Origin of the sequence: Nocardia sp. 2TAF39, assembly GCF_052114905.1 — a bacterium.
GTDB lineage: Bacteria > Actinomycetota > Actinomycetes > Mycobacteriales > Mycobacteriaceae > Nocardia.
Genome location: NZ_JBFRFQ010000001.1, coordinates 52,918 through 68,610 on the forward strand (window position 1 = coordinate 52,918; position 15,693 = coordinate 68,610).

General features: G+C 68.2%; 13 protein-coding genes. 4 read left to right on the top strand and 9 right to left on the bottom strand.

Annotated features, from left to right (window positions below; all coding sequences use genetic code 11):
• Positions 1–20 precede the first annotated feature (20 nt).
• Together gltX and AB4Z47_RS00260 are read right to left on the bottom strand one after the other, a co-directional pair.
• Positions 21–1,493: a glutamate--tRNA ligase gene (gltX, locus tag AB4Z47_RS00255; RefSeq protein ID WP_441947089.1), complete on the bottom strand. Its 1,473-nt coding sequence runs from the start codon at positions 1,491–1,493 to the stop codon at positions 21–23.
• A 13-nt stretch (positions 1,494–1,506) separates the two neighbouring features.
• On the bottom strand, positions 1,507–2,307 hold the full coding sequence (locus AB4Z47_RS00260) for a fumarylacetoacetate hydrolase family protein (protein ID WP_441947090.1): 801 nt from the start codon (positions 2,305–2,307) through the stop codon (positions 1,507–1,509).
• Between the two features lie 219 nt (positions 2,308–2,526).
• On the opposite strand from AB4Z47_RS00260, the gene AB4Z47_RS00265 reads away from it, so the two are divergent.
• Positions 2,527–3,708 (top strand): MFS transporter, encoded by a 1,182-nt coding sequence (locus AB4Z47_RS00265; protein ID WP_441947091.1) that lies wholly within the window; start codon positions 2,527–2,529, stop codon positions 3,706–3,708.
• Positions 3,709–4,070: 362 nt separating this feature from the next.
• Here the strand turns inward: AB4Z47_RS00265 and AB4Z47_RS00270 are convergent, their stop codons facing one another.
• Positions 4,071–5,078 (bottom strand): 3-isopropylmalate dehydrogenase, encoded by a 1,008-nt coding sequence (locus AB4Z47_RS00270; RefSeq protein WP_441947092.1) that lies wholly within the window; start codon positions 5,076–5,078, stop codon positions 4,071–4,073.
• Positions 5,079–5,330: 252 nt separating this feature from the next.
• A complete protein-coding gene (gene serA / locus AB4Z47_RS00275) occupies positions 5,331–6,929 on the bottom strand; it encodes a phosphoglycerate dehydrogenase (protein ID WP_441947094.1) in 1,599 nt (532 codons plus the stop codon).
• A 146-nt stretch (positions 6,930–7,075) separates the two neighbouring features.
• Between serA and AB4Z47_RS00280 the strand changes: the two genes are divergently transcribed.
• From AB4Z47_RS00280 to AB4Z47_RS00290, 3 genes are all read left to right on the top strand, one after another.
• The gene (locus AB4Z47_RS00280; protein WP_441947096.1) at positions 7,076–7,630 is read left to right on the top strand and encodes a TetR/AcrR family transcriptional regulator; all 555 of its coding nucleotides are present in this window, start codon (positions 7,076–7,078) and stop codon (positions 7,628–7,630) included.
• Positions 7,631–7,706: 76 nt separating this feature from the next.
• On the top strand, positions 7,707–9,419 hold the full coding sequence (locus AB4Z47_RS00285) for an alpha/beta fold hydrolase (RefSeq protein ID WP_441947097.1): 1,713 nt from the start codon (positions 7,707–7,709) through the stop codon (positions 9,417–9,419).
• Positions 9,420–10,117: 698 nt separating this feature from the next.
• Positions 10,118–10,261, top strand: a complete 144-nt coding sequence (locus AB4Z47_RS00290; protein WP_441947099.1) for a hypothetical protein — start codon at positions 10,118–10,120, stop codon at positions 10,259–10,261.
• 65 nt (positions 10,262–10,326) lie between these two features.
• Here the strand turns inward: AB4Z47_RS00290 and AB4Z47_RS00295 are convergent, their stop codons facing one another.
• The 5 genes from AB4Z47_RS00295 to iolC all read right to left on the bottom strand — a co-directional run bounded on the left by AB4Z47_RS00295 (position 10,327) and on the right by iolC (position 15,681).
• Complete coding sequence (locus AB4Z47_RS00295) at positions 10,327–10,530, bottom strand: cold-shock protein (protein ID WP_054814460.1); 204 nt, start codon at positions 10,528–10,530, stop codon at positions 10,327–10,329.
• Positions 10,531–10,964: 434 nt separating this feature from the next.
• Entirely contained in the window at positions 10,965–12,806 is a 1,842-nt protein-coding gene (iolD, locus tag AB4Z47_RS00300) for a 3D-(3,5/4)-trihydroxycyclohexane-1,2-dione acylhydrolase (decyclizing) (protein WP_441947101.1), read from the bottom strand.
• A complete protein-coding gene (iolB, locus tag AB4Z47_RS00305; RefSeq protein WP_441947102.1) occupies positions 12,803–13,690 on the bottom strand; it encodes a 5-deoxy-glucuronate isomerase in 888 nt (295 codons plus the stop codon). The genes iolD and iolB overlap by 4 nt, the downstream gene beginning before the upstream one ends.
• A 127-nt stretch (positions 13,691–13,817) precedes the next feature.
• Positions 13,818–14,711, bottom strand: coding sequence for a Cgl0159 family (beta/alpha)8-fold protein (locus tag AB4Z47_RS00310; RefSeq protein ID WP_441947104.1), 894 nt, complete (start codon positions 14,709–14,711; stop codon positions 13,818–13,820).
• A gap of 31 nt (positions 14,712–14,742) precedes the next feature.
• Positions 14,743–15,681, bottom strand: a complete 939-nt coding sequence (gene iolC / locus AB4Z47_RS00315) for a 5-dehydro-2-deoxygluconokinase (RefSeq protein WP_441947106.1) — start codon at positions 15,679–15,681, stop codon at positions 14,743–14,745.
• Positions 15,682–15,693: the final 12 nt, after the last annotated feature.

A 15,693-nucleotide genomic window follows, 5' to 3' on the forward strand; every position in this document is an offset into this window, starting at 1 on the left:
TTTCCGCGTGTTGCGCGCGTTCAGGCCGGCGCGGTCCAGGCCAGCGCCGCGCGCAGCCGGTCCACGGTGACCGCGCGGCCGAGCAGTTCCAGCGACTCGTACAGCGGCGGGCTGATGTGCGAGCCGGTCACCGCGACCCGCACCGGCGCGAAGGCTTTGCGCGGTTTGAGCCCCAGATCATCGATCAGCGCCGTTTTCAGGGCGTCTTCGAGCGCCGATGCCGTCCATTCCGTCAGCGGCTCCACCGCGGCAATAGCAGCCTGCAATATCGCGGCAGCGTCTGCGCCGAGATTCTTGGCGCCCGCGACGGGGTCGATCGTGAACTGATCCGCTGGCGCGAACAAGAAACGCAACAGTTCCCAAGCGTCCGACAACACCACGATCCTGGTCTGCACGAGTTCGGCTGCCGCGGTGAACGCCTTCTCGTCGATTTCCGCGCCGATGTGGCCGTGTTGGGTGAGGTAATCCCGAAGTCGGTGTGCGAAATCACCGTGCTCCAGCAATCGGATGTGCTCGGCGTTGATCGCGTCCGCCTTCTTCTGGTCGAATCTGGCCGGATTCGAATTTACTTTCGATATGTCGAAAGCTTCGACCATCTCCGTCATAGTGAACACATCACGATCCTCCGCGAGGCCCCAACCGAGTAGTGCGAGGTAATTCAGCAAACCCTCTGGGACGAATCCTCGGTCGCGGTGAGCGAACAGATTCGACTCTGGATCACGCTTGGACAACTTCTTGTTGCCCTGCCCCATGACGAAGGGCAGATGTCCGAACTCAGGAGTGAAGTCGGTGACCCCGATCCGGCGCAATGCCGCGTAGAGCGCGAGCTGACGCGGGGTCGAGGAGAGCAGGTCCTCGCCGCGCAGGACGTGGGTGATCCGCATCAGCGCGTCGTCGACCGGGTTGACCAGCGTGTACAGCGGATCTCCGTTGCCGCGGGTGAGCGCGAAATCCGGCACCGTCCCCGCCTTGAAGATGGTCTCGCCGCGCACGAGATCGTGCCAGGACAGATCCGCGTCGGGCATCCGGAGCCGAATCACGGCGGGGCGCCCGGCCTCACGATGCTCCGCGATCCGCTGGGGAGTGAGGTCACGGTCGTAGTTGTCGTAGCCGAGCTTCGGATCGCGTCCAGCCGCGCGATGGCGGGCCTCGACTTCCTCAGGCGTGGAGAAGGATTCGTAGGCCTCCCCCGCCTCCAGCAAACGCCGAACCACGTCCAGATGCAGATCCCTTCGCTGCGACTGGCGGTACGGTGCGTAGGGCCCGCCGACCTCCGGCCCCTCATCCCAGGTGAGGCCGAGCCAGCGCAACGCGTCGATGATCGCCCGGTAGGACTCCTCGGAATCGCGTGCGGCATCGGTATCTTCGATGCGGAAGACGAAGGTTCCGCCGTGATGGCGGGCGTACGCCCAGTTGAACAGCGCCGTCCGGACCAGGCCGACGTGTGGTGTTCCCGTCGGAGACGGGCAGAATCGGACCCGTACTTCAGTCATGGCTCTCTTTCGATCAGCGTTTGGCGGCAACGGGATTGGTGAGGGTTCCGATGCCCTCCACAGTCACGGACACCTGCTGCCCGTCCTGTAGCGGGCCGACGCCCTCGGGGGTGCCGGTGAGGATGACGTCACCGGGAAGCAGCGTCATCACGGTGGTGATCCACTCGATGAGCTTCGGAATATCGTGCAGCAGAAGAGAAGTGCGGCTGCGCTGACGGACCGCACCGTCGAGTTCGGTGACGATCTCCAGATCCGAGGGATCCAAAGAGGTTTCGATCCACGGTCCGAGCGGGCAGAACGTGTCGTAGCCCTTACCTCTGGTCCACTGCCCGTCGTGGCGCTGCTGGTCGCGGGCGGTCACGTCGTTGGCGACGGTGTAACCGAGCACGACGTCCAGCGCGCGAGAGGCGGGCACGTCCTTGCACGGACGGCCGATGACGATGGCCAGCTCGCCCTCGTAATCGACCTGAGCGGAGCTGGGCGGCAGGATGATCGGGGCGTTCGGCCCGATGATCGAGGTGTTCGGCTTGAGGAAGATCACCGGGTCGGTGGGCGCGGTACCGCCCATCTCGGCCGCGTGCGCGGCATAGTTTTTGCCGATGCAGACCACCTTGCTCGCGAGGATCGGCGCGAGCAGTCGCACATCGGCCAGCGGCCAGCTCCGGCCGGTGAATGTCGGCGTGCCGAACGGGTGCTCCGCGATCTCCTTGGCAATCTCCGATCCCGCCCTACTCCCTCCCGCGATCTCGCTTCCATCGCCTTCGATGCTGACGAAGGCGACCCCATCGGGACTGGCAACTCGACCTAGACGCATGCCCGGCAGTCTATCGACCTGCCTCCACCTGCTCGAACGCGCCCGACCGAGTGGTATGGAGCCACGGAGCGGCCGGTCCGGTCCGCGCCTGCCGGATCAGCTGTGAGCAGTGCGACAGCCGCTGTTCGGCGAATCGGCTCGGTCAGCGGTGTACGGTAAGCAGACCTTTTCATAAGGTGGGAACGTTGTCCTAAATATTGAGATTCCGGGGTGAGGCCGATGACTACCGTGACGCAGATCCACGACGTTCGCCGGTGGTCCATGCTCGGACTCGGGGTTTTCGCACAGGGATCCAGCGCGGTCTTCATCCACGGTGTCCCCTTCCTGCTGCCCGCGCTGACCGACCGCGGCATGCCACTGGCCACGGCCGGTCTGCTGGTAGCCATGCCGACCGTCGCGCTGGTGTGCACATTGATCGCATGGGGATACGTGGTCGACCGGGTCGGCGAGCGCAAGGTTCTGGTCGGCGGTCCGCTGCTGATGCTGGCGGCGGGTTGCGCGGCGGCGGCCACGACCGATGACATCACCCTGGGCGCGCTGTTGTTTCTCGGCGGCATCGGGGCGGCGAGTACCAACGGCGCCAGCGGCCGGGTGATCGTCGGCTGGTTCCCGCCGCGGCGGCGTGGGCTGGCCATGGGCATTCGGCAGACCGCGCAGCCACTCGGCGTCGGAGTAGGCGCCTTGGCGATTCCGGCCGTGGCCGGGACGTACGGCGTGCCCGCGGCCATTCTGGTACCTGCGATCATGGCGGGCGTGGCCGCCGTCGGCTGTCGGATCGGCATCGTCGACCCGCCAAGGCCCGAGGGCTCCGCCGCTGATTCGGCCTTGCGCGCCAACCCTTATCGCGACGACGCCACACTGTGGCGGATCCATCTGGTCTCGGTGCTGCTGGTTGTCCCACAGGGCACCGTCTGGACGTTCGCGCTGCTGTGGCTGCACCGCGATGTCGGCTGGTCGCTGGCCGCAGCAGGCGTGCTGGTGACCGGCACCCAACTCCTGGGCGCGCTGGGTCGGATCGGCGCGGGGGCGTGGTCGGATCGCGTCGGCAGCCGGATGGGCCCACTGCGTACTGTCGCCGTCGCCGCCGTCATCTCGATGGCCGCCTTGGCCATGACCGCGTGGACGCACTGGTGGTTGGCCGCCATCCCGCTACTGGTCGCCGCGTCGGTAATTACCGTCTCCGACAACGGATTAGCGTTTACCGCGGTCGCCGAAATCGCAGGACCGCACTGGAGCGGACGCGGCCTCGGTATCCAGAACACCGGCCAGAACCTCGCGATGGCCGCCGTCCCCCCGGTATTCGGCGCCCTCATCACGGCAAGCGGCTTTCCCGCCGCGTTCCTGCTCGCGGCCGCCGCGGCAGTAGCGGCAATTTTCCTGGTACCCGGCGACCCCGATTAGCTGGAACTACCACAGGATCGACGTCCTCCAGTCCAGCCGCGCTCCGACCCGATTCGCTGCTCCAGTCGTCGGGATCGCCGCCGGGTCCCCCCTCACCGAGGCCCCGCTGCCGATGGTCGGTGTCGTCATCACGAGCCCCTTCGCCGAAACGTCGAAGAAGCCGCGCCGCGTCCACTCTTGGTTCCGCGCACGGACTATGACGAGCTAGGCCCGGTCTGCCGAGTAGTTTCGGGTCGTGCGCTGCTGAATTGGAACCGAGAGGTGCAACCGCGCTGGTCGGCCGAACCCCTTGGGCCGCACGTCAACTGAACGAAGGTCCCGCTCCCCGGATCGGGGACGGGACCTTCGCCGGGTGCGGTGGGTCAGACGGTGGCAGCGATGCGGTCGCCGATCTGCACGGTCGAGGCGGCGCCGGAGCGCGACTCGAGGTCCTTGGCGACGGCCGACTCGATGCGGGCTGCCGCCTCGGTGTCGCCGAGATGGTTGAGCAGCAAGGAGACCGAGAGGATCGCCGCCGTCGGGTCGGCCTTGGCCTGGCCCGCGATATCGGGGGCACTGCCGTGCACCGGCTCGAACATGCTCGGGTTCGTCCCGGAGGCATCGATGTTGCCGCTCGCGGCCAGGCCGATGCCGCCGCTCACCGCGGCGGCGAGGTCGGTGATGATGTCGCCGAACAGGTTGTCGGTGACGATCACGTCGAACCGGCCCGGGTCGTTCACCAGGTGGATCGTCGCGGCGTCGATGTGCTGGTAAGCCGTTGTGACATCAGGAAACTCGGCCGCGACCTCGTCCACGGTGCGCTGCCAGAGCGAACCGGCGAAGGTGAGCACGTTGTTCTTGTGCACGAGCGTGAGGTGCTTGCGCCGAGCCTGCGCCTTGGCGAAGGCGTAGCGCACCACGCGCTCGATGCCGAAGCGGGTGTTGGTGCTGACTTCGGTCGCCACCTCGTGCGGGGTGTCGACACGGATCGCGCCGCCCGTGCCCGTGTAGGGACCCTCGGTGCCCTCGCGCACCACGACGAAGTCGATCTCGGGGCTGCCGGCCAGCGGGCTGGTCACACCGGGGAACAGCTTGGACGGTCGCAGGTTCACATGATGATCCAGCGCGAACCGGGTGCGCAGCAGCAGGCCGCGCTCGAGCACGCCGCTGGGCACCGATGGATCACCGATCGCGCCGAGTAGGATCGCGTCGTGCTGTTTCAGCTCGGGCAGCACCGAGTCCGGCAGGATCTCGCCGGTCGCGTGGTAGCGCCGAGCACCGAGGTCGTATTCGGTCTTCTCGACACCGGGCACGACCATGTCGAGCACCTTGAGCGCCTCGGCGATGACCTCGGGCCCGATACCGTCGCCCGGGATGACAGCAAGCTTCATGACAACAATGCTCCGTTCGATTTTGCCGACCGCGGCCACCACAGCGCGCGGCACGGGTAAGGCCGTCGGGGTGAGGCACCGACTTTTCGGCCGGGTGACCGCAGCACCGTCACGGTACTTGGTGGGGCCGGGCAGTCGAGCGCCGGGCACTGCGGCGAACCCAGCACGCACGCCTCTCGCGAGCAGATCGGCACGGCACCGCGCCGATCGCGCTTCGGCAGACCGGTACCGGGACGCCAGACCCCGATCCGATCAGAACAGATCGACCAGGACGACCTTGGCCGCGCCGACCGACTCGGCGATCGCGGCCTGTACATCGGTGGGCACCTCGCGGGCGACCCGCAGCACCACGGTCGCGCCTTCCTTGTCCACGTCCTGGCTCAGCTGCGCGGCGAGGATGTCGATCTCGGCCTCGCCGAGCTTGGTGCCGATCTTGCCCAGCGCGCCCGGCCTGTCCTCGTAGTTCAGCACGGCCAGGTTCAGGCCCTCGGCGCGCATGTCGTAGTTGCGGCCGTTGATGTTGACGATCTTCTGCACCTGCTGCGGCTCGGTCAGCGTGCCCGCGACATTCAGGGTGCGACCGTCGCCGAACACGGCGCGCAGGTCGACGACGCTGCGATGGCTCGGGCTCTCCGACGCCGTGGTGACCTCGGCGGTGATGCCGCGGTCCTTGGCGAGGGCAGGTGCGTTGACGAAGGTGACCTGGTCCTCGACCAGCGCGGAGAAGACGCCACGCAGCGCGGACAGCTCCAGCACCGCGACGTCCTGCGCGGCCAGCTCGCCACGCACCTGGACCTCGACGCTGACCGGCAGCTCGTTGGACAGCGCACCGAGCAGCGCGCCTTGTTTGCGCACGATGTCCAGCCATGGCGCGACCTCTTCGCCGACGGTGCCGCCGGTGACGTTCACCGCGCCGGGTACGAACTCACCGGCCAGGGCCAGCAGCACCGACTTCGCGACGTCGGTGCCAGCGCGGTCCTGCGCCTCGGAGGTGGAGGCGCCCAGGTGCGGGGTCACGACGACCTGCGGCAGGTCGAACAGCGGGCTGTCGGTGCTCGGCTCGGTTTCGAACACGTCCAGGCCCGCGGCGCGCACGTGACCGGACTTGATCGCCTCCGCCAGCGCGGCCTCGTCGACCAGGCCACCGCGGGCGGCGTTGACGATGATCACACCCGGCTTGGTCTTGGCGATGGCCTCCTTGCCGATGATGCCCTTGGTCTCCGGAGTCTTCGGCAGATGGATCGAGATCAGATCGGCGCGCTCGAGCAGTTCGTCGAGGCTCAGCAACTCGATGCCGAGCTGCGCGGCGCGCGCAGGCGACACGTACGGATCGTAGGCGACGATCTTGGTCTCGAAGGCGGCGAGGCGCGCGGCGAACAGCTGGCCGATGCGGCCGAGGCCGACGACACCGACGGTCTTGTCGAAGATCTCGACGCCGTTGAACTTGCTGCGCTGCCAGGTGTGCTCGCGCAGGGTGGCGTCCGCGGCCGGGATCTGACGCGCGGCGGCCAGCAGCAGGGTGACCGCGTGCTCGGCGGCGGTGTGGATGTTCGAGGTAGGCGCGTTGACGACCATGACGCCACGCCCGGTGGCGGCGGACACGTCGACGTTGTCCAGGCCGACGCCCGCGCGGGCGACGATCTTCAGGTTCTTTCCGGCCTCCAAGACCTCGGCGTCGACCGTGGTCGCCGAGCGCACGAGCAGGGCGTCGGCTTCGGGCACAGCGGCGAGCAAGGCCGGGCGGTCGGGGCCGTCGACCCACCGAACCTCGACACCGTCACCGAGCGCGTCGACGGTCGACTTGGCGAGCTTGTCGGCGATCAGAACTACAGGACGGCCTGCTTGGCTCACTGTGGGGTACTCCTGAGGGAAAGGGGTCGGCATTTACCGCCGACCAGCTTAGTCCGCGCGATCCGGGTCCGTCCTACCCACCTGGTGGGCGGCCGTCGTCAGTCATGTGACTCGCGAAAATATGAAGACCGGTCTACAGTGTCCGTATGGGCGCCAAGGGAACCGAGACACGCGGCAAGCTGGTCGACGCGACGCGCACACTGGTGGAGCGGCACGGGTACTACGGCGCGGGACTCAACCAGATCCTGGCGACCAGCGGCGCACCGCGCGGCTCGCTGTACTTCCATTTCCCCGGCGGCAAAGACGAGCTCGTAGCAGAAGCGATCGCCCAGTCCGGTAAGGAGATCGCGACGCTGATCGACACGATCGAGCCCGGTGATACCGCCGCCGCCGCGACCAGACTGCTCGCGATGTTCGGCGACCGTCTGGAGGCGTCCGGCTGGCAGCAGGGTTGTCCGGTCGCCACAGTCGCCTTGGATATCGCGGCGGCGAACGACCCGATCCAGCTCGAGTGCGCAGCCGCCTATGCGGCCTGGGAGCAGGCGCTGCGGATTCGGCTCCGTGCCGACGGCCGCGCCGATGCCGACGATCTGGCGGCCGCGCTGCTCGCCATGGTCGAAGGCGCCCTGCTCTTGGCCCGCGCACAGCGCAGCCGCGAGCCGCTGGAACGGGTAGAGCGCACCATCCGCGCCCTGATCTGAAGCCCGGATGACGCGATTTCGCAACAGTACTTTTGTGTCGAAATAATATGTAGACCGGTCTAGTCAGGAGAATGTCATGTCCGACAGCATCGTGTTCGGCGCCGCCGGGTTCCTCGGCCGCGCCGCGGTCGCCCGCCTGCTGGAGCAAGGCCACTCCGTCACCGCCGCACTACGGCGGGGCAGCGAGGAGCGACTCATCGGATGGCTGCGGAGACGCGGCGTGGACCCCGACGAACTCGAGGTGGTGGCGTGCGATGTCACCGCAGCCGACCTCGGCCTGCCCGCCGGGTTCGATCCCTCCGGCATCCGCGACGTCTACAACTGCGCGGCCCGCTTCGCCTTCGGACTCGCACCCGAGGATGCGTACGCGGTCAACGTCACCGGGGCGCTGCACGTCCTCGACTGGGCCGCGGCACTGCCCGACCTGCGGCGCGTCGTGCACATCACCGGATACCGGATCACCGTCGAGGAATCCGACGAACAGCATTACGAGCGGGGGGCCTACGGCGCGTCCAAGTTCGAATCGGATCCGCTCCTGCGGAGGCGTGCCGCCGACTTGGGGGTCGCGCTGACCATCGCGAACCCGAGCAGCGTGATCGGTCCCGGCCAATACGTCGGGCTCGCGAGCGTGGTCGAGGAGCTGTGGCACGGCCGGCTCACGGCGATTCCCGGCGGTCGGGACACCTTCGTACCGATCGTCGATCTCGGCTACTTCACCGAGTTCCTGATCGGTCTACCCACCCTGCCGGACACCGCAGGCCGGTCGTACACCGTACTCGACCCCCGAACTCCAGTGTTGCCGAAGCTGATTCGCCTGATCGCCACGCATCTGGGGGTCCGTGCACCGCGCTTCTCGGTTCCGGTCGGCGTGGTCGCGAAACTCCCGCGCGCGCTGACCGGCGCCGATCCGGAATCGCTGACGTTCATCGCCGACGACCGCTACGACACGTCCGCCGCGGACGAGGTCGCGCGGCGGCTCGGGCTCACCATGCCGCCGACGGAGGCGACCGTGCTCGCATGGGCCGACCATCTCGTAGCCAGCCGATTCGGGGCGGTGCAGGCCGATCCGTCCGCTGGGCTCACCGACGGCGTCTGGGTTTCCGGTGAACGCGAAGATCCGGCCTACGTGCTGGTGCACGGCCTTCCGCTGGACGGCGAGTCCTGGAACGAGGTCCGCGCCGAACTGGATGCGCCGAGCCTGGTTCTCGACCTACCCGGGCTCGGGCGGTCGGCGCCCGGCGACATCGATGCGGTACTACCGGGATTGCTCTCGGTGCGCACTCGCCCTGTGCTGGTAGGTCATTCGCTCGGCTGCGGCCCGGTGCTGCGGTATGCGGCCGCGCATCCGGAGCGGATCTCCGGCGTGCTGCTGGTCTCGCCCGCTTTCCTGCAACCGCGGTCCGGCCCGCTGCTGCGCTCACCGCTGGCGGCAGCGGCGCTGCGCCGGATGTCGGACGCCGCCTTGGCGAAACAGCTCGGCGTGCCGCAGAGCGCTGCCCTCGTGAGCGCCGCGGGAAACCTGCGCAGGCCCGGTGTCGCCGCACGCACCATCGCTGCCCTGCGCCGCGCAAGCATGCCTGCCAGGAGCGACGAGTTGCGTGCGCTACTCGACAAGATCGAGGTACCAGTGCGGATCGTCGCCGGTTCCGCCGATCCGCTCACCGTCGCGACACCTTGGGACTCGATCTCGATCGAGGGCACCGGCCACTACCCGCAGCTGACCCATCCGGCGCGCGTGGCGGCCGAGCTGGCCCGGATGTCAGTCGACATCGTCGCGGCGGAACGCTGACTTCGCAAACGAGGAGGGCCACGCACCGGTGCGATTCTGTTCAACCTCGTGCACGACCCGGCTTCGTGGCGTGGAACCGGGTACAGGACAACGAGGGAGCGCGCACGGCCGGAATCGATGACGTGACGACCGCGCACAGCGGCGGGCCGCCGTACCTCGGTGCGGGGGCCCGCTCGGTCACACCTTCGGTCGGCGCGAAACCCGATCGATCCAGTAGATCGTCACGTCGGTCAGCGGCCGCCGAAGGAACCCGTCCACAAGGTGTCGACGAGAACCGTGCAGAGCAGCACCGAGCGTATTGAAAGACCGTTCACGGCAGCGCTACCGGTGTCGATGACAACGGGGATCATGGAAATACCTCTTATTCGAGAATTGATCGCCGATCACCTCGATCGTCGCGTTGATCGGCCACCCCGAACGTCCGTCGTCACGCATCCCGCGCCCCTCGTCGACAACTACTGATTGCCACACAGCCTGCCCGGCCTGCGCCGTGCGCAACCAGTTGCAAACTGCAATTATTAACAAAGCGAACGACGCCTGAACTGCGCGTACTCATTCCCGGTGACGGGCGGCACCACATTTCACTTCATGGTCGAGACCCCGCAGGAGGCGCTGCGTCGCGCGTTCCACGCCACGGACGGCAAGGACGTGCCCCTGGGCGGCGGCGCGTCCACCGCGCGCCGGTTCCTCCGGCCGGATTGGTCGACCAGCTGCACCTCGCCGTGCTGCCGATCCTGCTCGGCGCGGGCGAGCGCCGGTACGACGAGTTCGGCGCACTGCCGGACTACGAGGTCACCTCGATCGCACGCTGCCCTGCGACCTGTACCGGCACCGAGGCCTAAAAGTCCTCTGAACAGGGAAAAGGCCCCACACCAGTGGTGGGGGCCTTTAGAAAGCTAAGTCGCGATCAGAGAACGCGGACATCCTGGGCCTGTGGCCCCTTCTGCCCCTGACCGATCTCGAACTCCACACGCTGCCCCTCATCGAGGGACCGGAAACCCGCGCCGCTAACAGCCGAGTAGTGCACAAAGACGTCGGGTCCTCCGCCGTCCTGCGCGATGAAGCCGAAGCCCTTCTCGCTGTTGAACCACTTCACAATGCCTTGAGCCATTTCATACTTTCTGTAGACGAGCCAGGTGTTGAAATCGATATGCCCTGGTCTCGTAGATCAACGATGCCATGATCCGACGAATTACTCCACCTTCAGCCCAATAAACTGTGAGCTATCCAACGCTCACCAACGGGCTGCGTCTGTCACCTCCCACGCTCGGTCGGGTCCCGATCCGGACGAAACGCACCGGAAAAGTCACTCGGGCACCCGCACTTCTCGCCGGGTGTGCCCGCCGTCGTCCTCGACGAGCGCACCCCGATCGCATGGGCTACCGCGCCGGGCATCACGAACTCCTTCTTCGACGCGGTTCGTCACCGATAGGCTTCTGCTACCAGTTTCCTTGCACCCCAATGTGATACAGCTTACCGCACGCGAACTCCGACGCTTCAGCCCCCAGTGCCTGGGCGGCGCTGCGTACCGGTGCTGAGTTCTGTTCACGGCCGCAGATAGCGCACCTGGTTCGGCTTCGACTCGTCATAGGTGGCCCGGCCCGACAGATACTCCGGCACCCCGACCTCCCACCAGGCGCCCGCCTCGGTCCACACAGAGGGCTGAGTGCGCACCACGAGCACGGCAGGCCCGGATGTGCCGGTCGCCGCCGCCCGCGCCCGCGCGTAGGCGTCGCGAAATTCGTGCAGGTCGGATGCGGTGAAGACGGCGCATCCCAGCGCGGCGGCATGGGTGGCGAAGTCGACGCGGGGCGGCTGTTCGTGGTTGGTACGGCAGTCGGCGTAGAAGTTGTTGAACGCGGCGCCACCCTGGCCCTCCTGCAGACGTGCGATCACGGCGTAGCCGTCGTTGTCGCACACCACCGCGACGAATGGATGCCCGGCGAAGGCGGCCGAGAACAATTCCGAGTTCAACATCAGGTAGGAGCCGTCCCCGAGCAACGTTGTCACCACGCCGTCCCGGTGCGCCATGGCCGCACCCCACGCGCCGGCGAGCTCGTAGCCCATGCAGGAGAAGCCGTACTCGACGTCCATCGTGGGTCCGCCGCCCGACGCGCGCCAGCCACCGACGAGCTCACCGGGCAAACCACCGGACGCCGTCATGATGTAGTCGCTCGGCCCGCTCAGCTCATTCACCACCCCGACAACCTGGGCGTAGCTCGGCGTGCCCGGTGTCGGCGCGCGCAACTTGTCGATATGCGAGTCCCAAGAGCTGCGCAGAACCGCGGCGCGGGCGGTCCACGCCGGATCCGCACGCCACCGCCCCATCTGCCCGGCCAGCTCGCGCACCGTGGCCTCGGCGTCGCCGACCACGGCGAGGGCGCCGTGCTTGACGGCATCGAACCGTGCCGCGTTGACCGTCACCAGGCGCACGTCCGGCGCGAAGACGGTCCAGGACGCCGTGGTGAAATCCTGCAACCGGGTTCCGACCGCGAGGACCAGGTCGGCCTCGGCCGCCATCGCGTTCGCCGACGCCGAGCCCGTGATACCGAGCGGACCCGCGTACAGCGGATGGTCGTGCGGCACCAAGGTGCGGCCCGCGGTGGTCTCCGTGATCGGAACACCGCCATGCTCGGCGAATTCCACGGTGGTGCGACCCGCGCCCGAATACCGGACGCCACCGCCGAGAACCAGCAGCGGACGCCGCGCGGCGCACAGCGCGGCGGCGGCTTCGGCGAGTGCCCGCTGATCGGGGCGTGGCCGCGCGACGCGGTGCACGACGGGAGCGAACAGCGCGTCGGGGAAATCGTAGGTCTCGGCCTGGACGTCCTGCGGGAGCGCGAGGACCACCGGTCCGGCTTCCGCGGAATCGGTGAGCACCCGAACAGCCTGGGGCAGTGTGGAAATCAGCTGCTCCGGGCGGGTGATGCGGTCGAAATACCGGCTCACCGCACGGAACGCGTCGTTCACCGTGACGGTCGGGTCACCGAAGTGCTCGACCTGTTGCAGTACCGGGTCCGCTGCCCTCCCGGTGAAGGTGTCCCCCGGAAGCAGCAGCAGCGGAAGGCGATTCGCGTGCGCGACACCGGCCGCCGTCACCATGTTCAACGCGCCGGGACCGATCGAGGAGGTCGCGACGCCGACCTGGCGGCGGTGCGTGGCCTTGGCGTAGCCGACGGCCGCGAGTGCCATCCCCTCTTCGGTGTGCCCGCGCCAGACCGGGATCTCCGCACGCCGCTCGTACAGCGCGGTGCCGAGGCCGAGCACGTTGCCGTGCCCGAAGATCCCGAACACCGCCGGGAACAACGGCACTTCGCGGCCGTCGAGGGTCTCGGAGCGCTGCGCGACCAGCCAAGCCACCAGCGCCTGCGCCGTGGTCAGTTTCATCCGACCCGTCCTTCGTGAGTGGTCACCGGACAGCGCGGGTCGGTCGGCTCGGTGTTCCACCGCGCGCGCACCCAGTGGTGCACCGGGTCATCGCAGAACGCCATCGACCGATCCTGCGCCGGACCCGCCAGCACGTTGAGGTAGTACATCGAGTAGCCGGGCGCTGCGACGCACGGGCCGTGGTAGCCGCGCGGGACCAGGAAGACGTCACCGTCCCGCACTGCGACGGTCTCGTCCAGCGCTCCGTCGACGGTGTAGGTCCTGTGCAGGCCGAACCCCTCGCGTGCTGGTGTGATCCCGTCACGTCCGGCGATGCGGAAGTAGTAGATCTCCTCGTTGACGACCTCGCAGTCGCTCTCCTCGTCGTGCTTGTGCGGCGGGTAGGACGACCAGTTGCCGTCCGGGGTGATCAGCTCGCAGGCGTTGAGCTTGTCGGCGTGCTCCCAGACGCCGGGTACGCCGAAGTTGGCGACCTGCCGGGTTGCCACGCCCGCGCCGCGGATTTCTACCGGAATCTGTTCCGCCGGGCCATATTTCGGTGTCAATCGACGGGTGCAGCGCGCCATCGGCAGCGCCACCTCCAGATCGCCCTCCGCCACGATATCCACCACGGCGTCGCGCGGAACGTAGGCGAAATCCGTCACCCGGGAGAAGACCGATTCCCGTCCCGTCAGCGCGAAGGTCGTTCCGTCGACGCGCACTGTGCATCCGCCGGCCAGCGGGAGGACGAACGCCTCGAACTTCCCGGTCCGCACGGTCCGCGATGTTCCCGCGCCGATCCGCAGCACCCGCAGTCCGGTGTAGGTCCATCCGGCGTCCTCGGGGGTCAGCAGGATCGGGTCGTCGCCGCGGCGCAGCGTTCCCTCAGGCCGATGCAGCGTCATCGCACCTCCTCCGCACCCGGTCGGCGCCACTGGACGCTGCACGGTGGTGTCCCATCACGCCTCCATCGTGGTTCGGCCGCCCTGGACCGCGTCGACGGCCAGTCCGCCCCGAGGGCACGGCGGCGACTCATCGGGCTTCCTTCAGAAGGCGGGCGGCGCCCTCCACCGCCTTGGCGACGTCGCCGTCCGGTGGATACAGCAGGGTGCGTCCGACCACCAGGCCGCGGACCACGTCGTGGCCGAGCGCGCCGTGCCAGAACGCGAGATCCGCCGCCGGGTCACCGGAAGGCGCGCCGCCGAGCACGACAACCGGGAGGGTTGTCGCGTCCAGCACCGAAATATCCTGTGGTGCCGGAATTTTCAGCCAGGTGTAGGCGGAAGTGACGCCGAGGCCGGAGGCCACCGTGATCGCCCTGGACAGCGATGGCGCGTCCTTGCTCATCACCAGCGCACCGGAATCGTCCCGGTGGTAGGGCAACGGCTCGACCATCGCCATCAGCCCGTGCGCCGCCAATTCGGAGACCGCCTGCGCGCAGGCTTGCAGGGTCGGCACCGTTCCCGCGTCGGAATCGACCAAGCGCAGCAGCATCTTGCCGCCCTCGAGGCGAAAGCGGGCAAGGGATTCGGCGTCGTAACCGGTGAAGCGGTCGTCGATCTCCCATTCCGCACCGGCCAGTCCGCCGCGGTTCATCGAGCCGATCACAACCTTGTCGTCGAGCGCGTCCAACAGCAGCAACTCCTCCACCACGTCCGGTGAACCGAGCACGCCGTCGACGTCCGGGTTCTCCAACGCGATCAGCAGCCGTTCCAGCAGGGTGCGCCGGTCGGCCATGGCCGTGCGGTCCGCGCCGACACCGAGGGCGCCGCGGGCCGGGTGATCCGCGGCGACCAGGAACAGGGTCTGCTTGCCCGCCAGCAGATTGGGGCGACGCACCCGTTTCGCATACGCCCGTTCGATCCCCGCGGGGTCGGTCGCGCGGACGCGCAGCAGCTCACGCCAGCGATCGTCGGTCACGTGCACTGCTTCCTCCGTTCCGCGGTTCGGCTCCGGCTCAGCCGCACAGCAATTCCTCGATCTCCGCCCCGGTGGGCATCGCGTCGGCGCAGGCAAGGCGCGCTGCCACCAGCGCGCCCGCGGCGTTGGCGTAGGTGGCGATCCGCCGCGGGTCCCAGTTCGACAGCAGACCGTGGATCAGCGCACCGCCGAATCCGTCGCCGGCGCCGAGCCCACACACCACCTCCACGGGGCACGGCGGTACCGTCCATCGTTCGGAGTCGGTGGCCACGAGCACGCCGTCGGCGCCCCGCTTGATCACCGCGAGGCGCACGCCGCGCGCCAACAGCCGGTCCGCCGCCCCGTCGGGGTCCGCGGTGCCCACCACCACCTGAACCTCGGTGCGGTTGCCGACCACCACGTTCACGTGGTCGAGCATCCAGGCGATCTCGGCTCGCGCGGTGTCCACGTCTGGCCAGAACATCGGCCGGTAGTCCAGGTCGAGCACGGTGTGCCCGCGTCGCGCGCGCCGCCGCAGGATCTCGCACTGTGTACCGCGCCCCGGCTCGGCGCTCACGCCGGTGCCGGTGACCCAGAGCAGGGGCACCGAATCCACCACGTCCCACGGGACCTCGGCCTCGGTGATGGTGAGATCCGGCGCGATCGGCGCCCGATAGAACAGCAGCGGCGGGTCGGCGGGCGGCGCCAGCTCGCAGAAGACCACAGGCGTCAGCAGATTCGGTGCCGTGGTCACGTAGCGGGACGAGACGCCGAAATCGTCGAGCGCCGAGCGCACGAAATCGCCGAAACCGTCGGGCCCCACCTTGGTCAGCACCGCCGACCGCCTGCCGAGCCGGGCTGCGGCCACCGCGACATTGGTTGCCGTGCCGCCCAGGAACTTCGCGAAGCTCCGCACTTGCGCCAGCCCGACGCCGCTCTGCTCGGGATACAGGTCCACCCCGACCCGGCCGATGGTCAGCGCCTCCAGATCCGTCACGGGCTCGCCTCC

Bases quoted from the DNA above. Each gene is read 5' to 3' on its own strand.
- AB4Z47_RS00270 (WP_441947092.1), bottom strand. From the start codon at position 5,078: ATGAAGCTTGCTGTCATCCCGGGCGACGGTATCGGGCCCGAGGTCATC.
- AB4Z47_RS00260 (WP_441947090.1), bottom strand. From the start codon at position 2,307: ATGCGTCTAGGTCGAGTTGCCAGTCCCGATGGGGTCGCCTTCGTCAGC.
- gltX (WP_441947089.1), bottom strand. From the start codon at position 1,493: ATGACTGAAGTACGGGTCCGATTCTGCCCGTCTCCGACGGGAACACCA.
- AB4Z47_RS00265 (WP_441947091.1), top strand. From the start codon at position 2,527: ATGACTACCGTGACGCAGATCCACGACGTTCGCCGGTGGTCCATGCTC.
- iolD (WP_441947101.1), bottom strand. From the start codon at position 12,806: ATGAAACTGACCACGGCGCAGGCGCTGGTGGCTTGGCTGGTCGCGCAG.
- AB4Z47_RS00280 (WP_441947096.1), top strand. From the start codon at position 7,076: ATGGGCGCCAAGGGAACCGAGACACGCGGCAAGCTGGTCGACGCGACG.
- AB4Z47_RS00285 (WP_441947097.1), top strand. From the start codon at position 7,707: ATGTCCGACAGCATCGTGTTCGGCGCCGCCGGGTTCCTCGGCCGCGCC.
- iolB (WP_441947102.1), bottom strand. From the start codon at position 13,690: ATGACGCTGCATCGGCCTGAGGGAACGCTGCGCCGCGGCGACGACCCG.
- AB4Z47_RS00295 (WP_054814460.1), bottom strand. From the start codon at position 10,530: ATGGCTCAAGGCATTGTGAAGTGGTTCAACAGCGAGAAGGGCTTCGGC.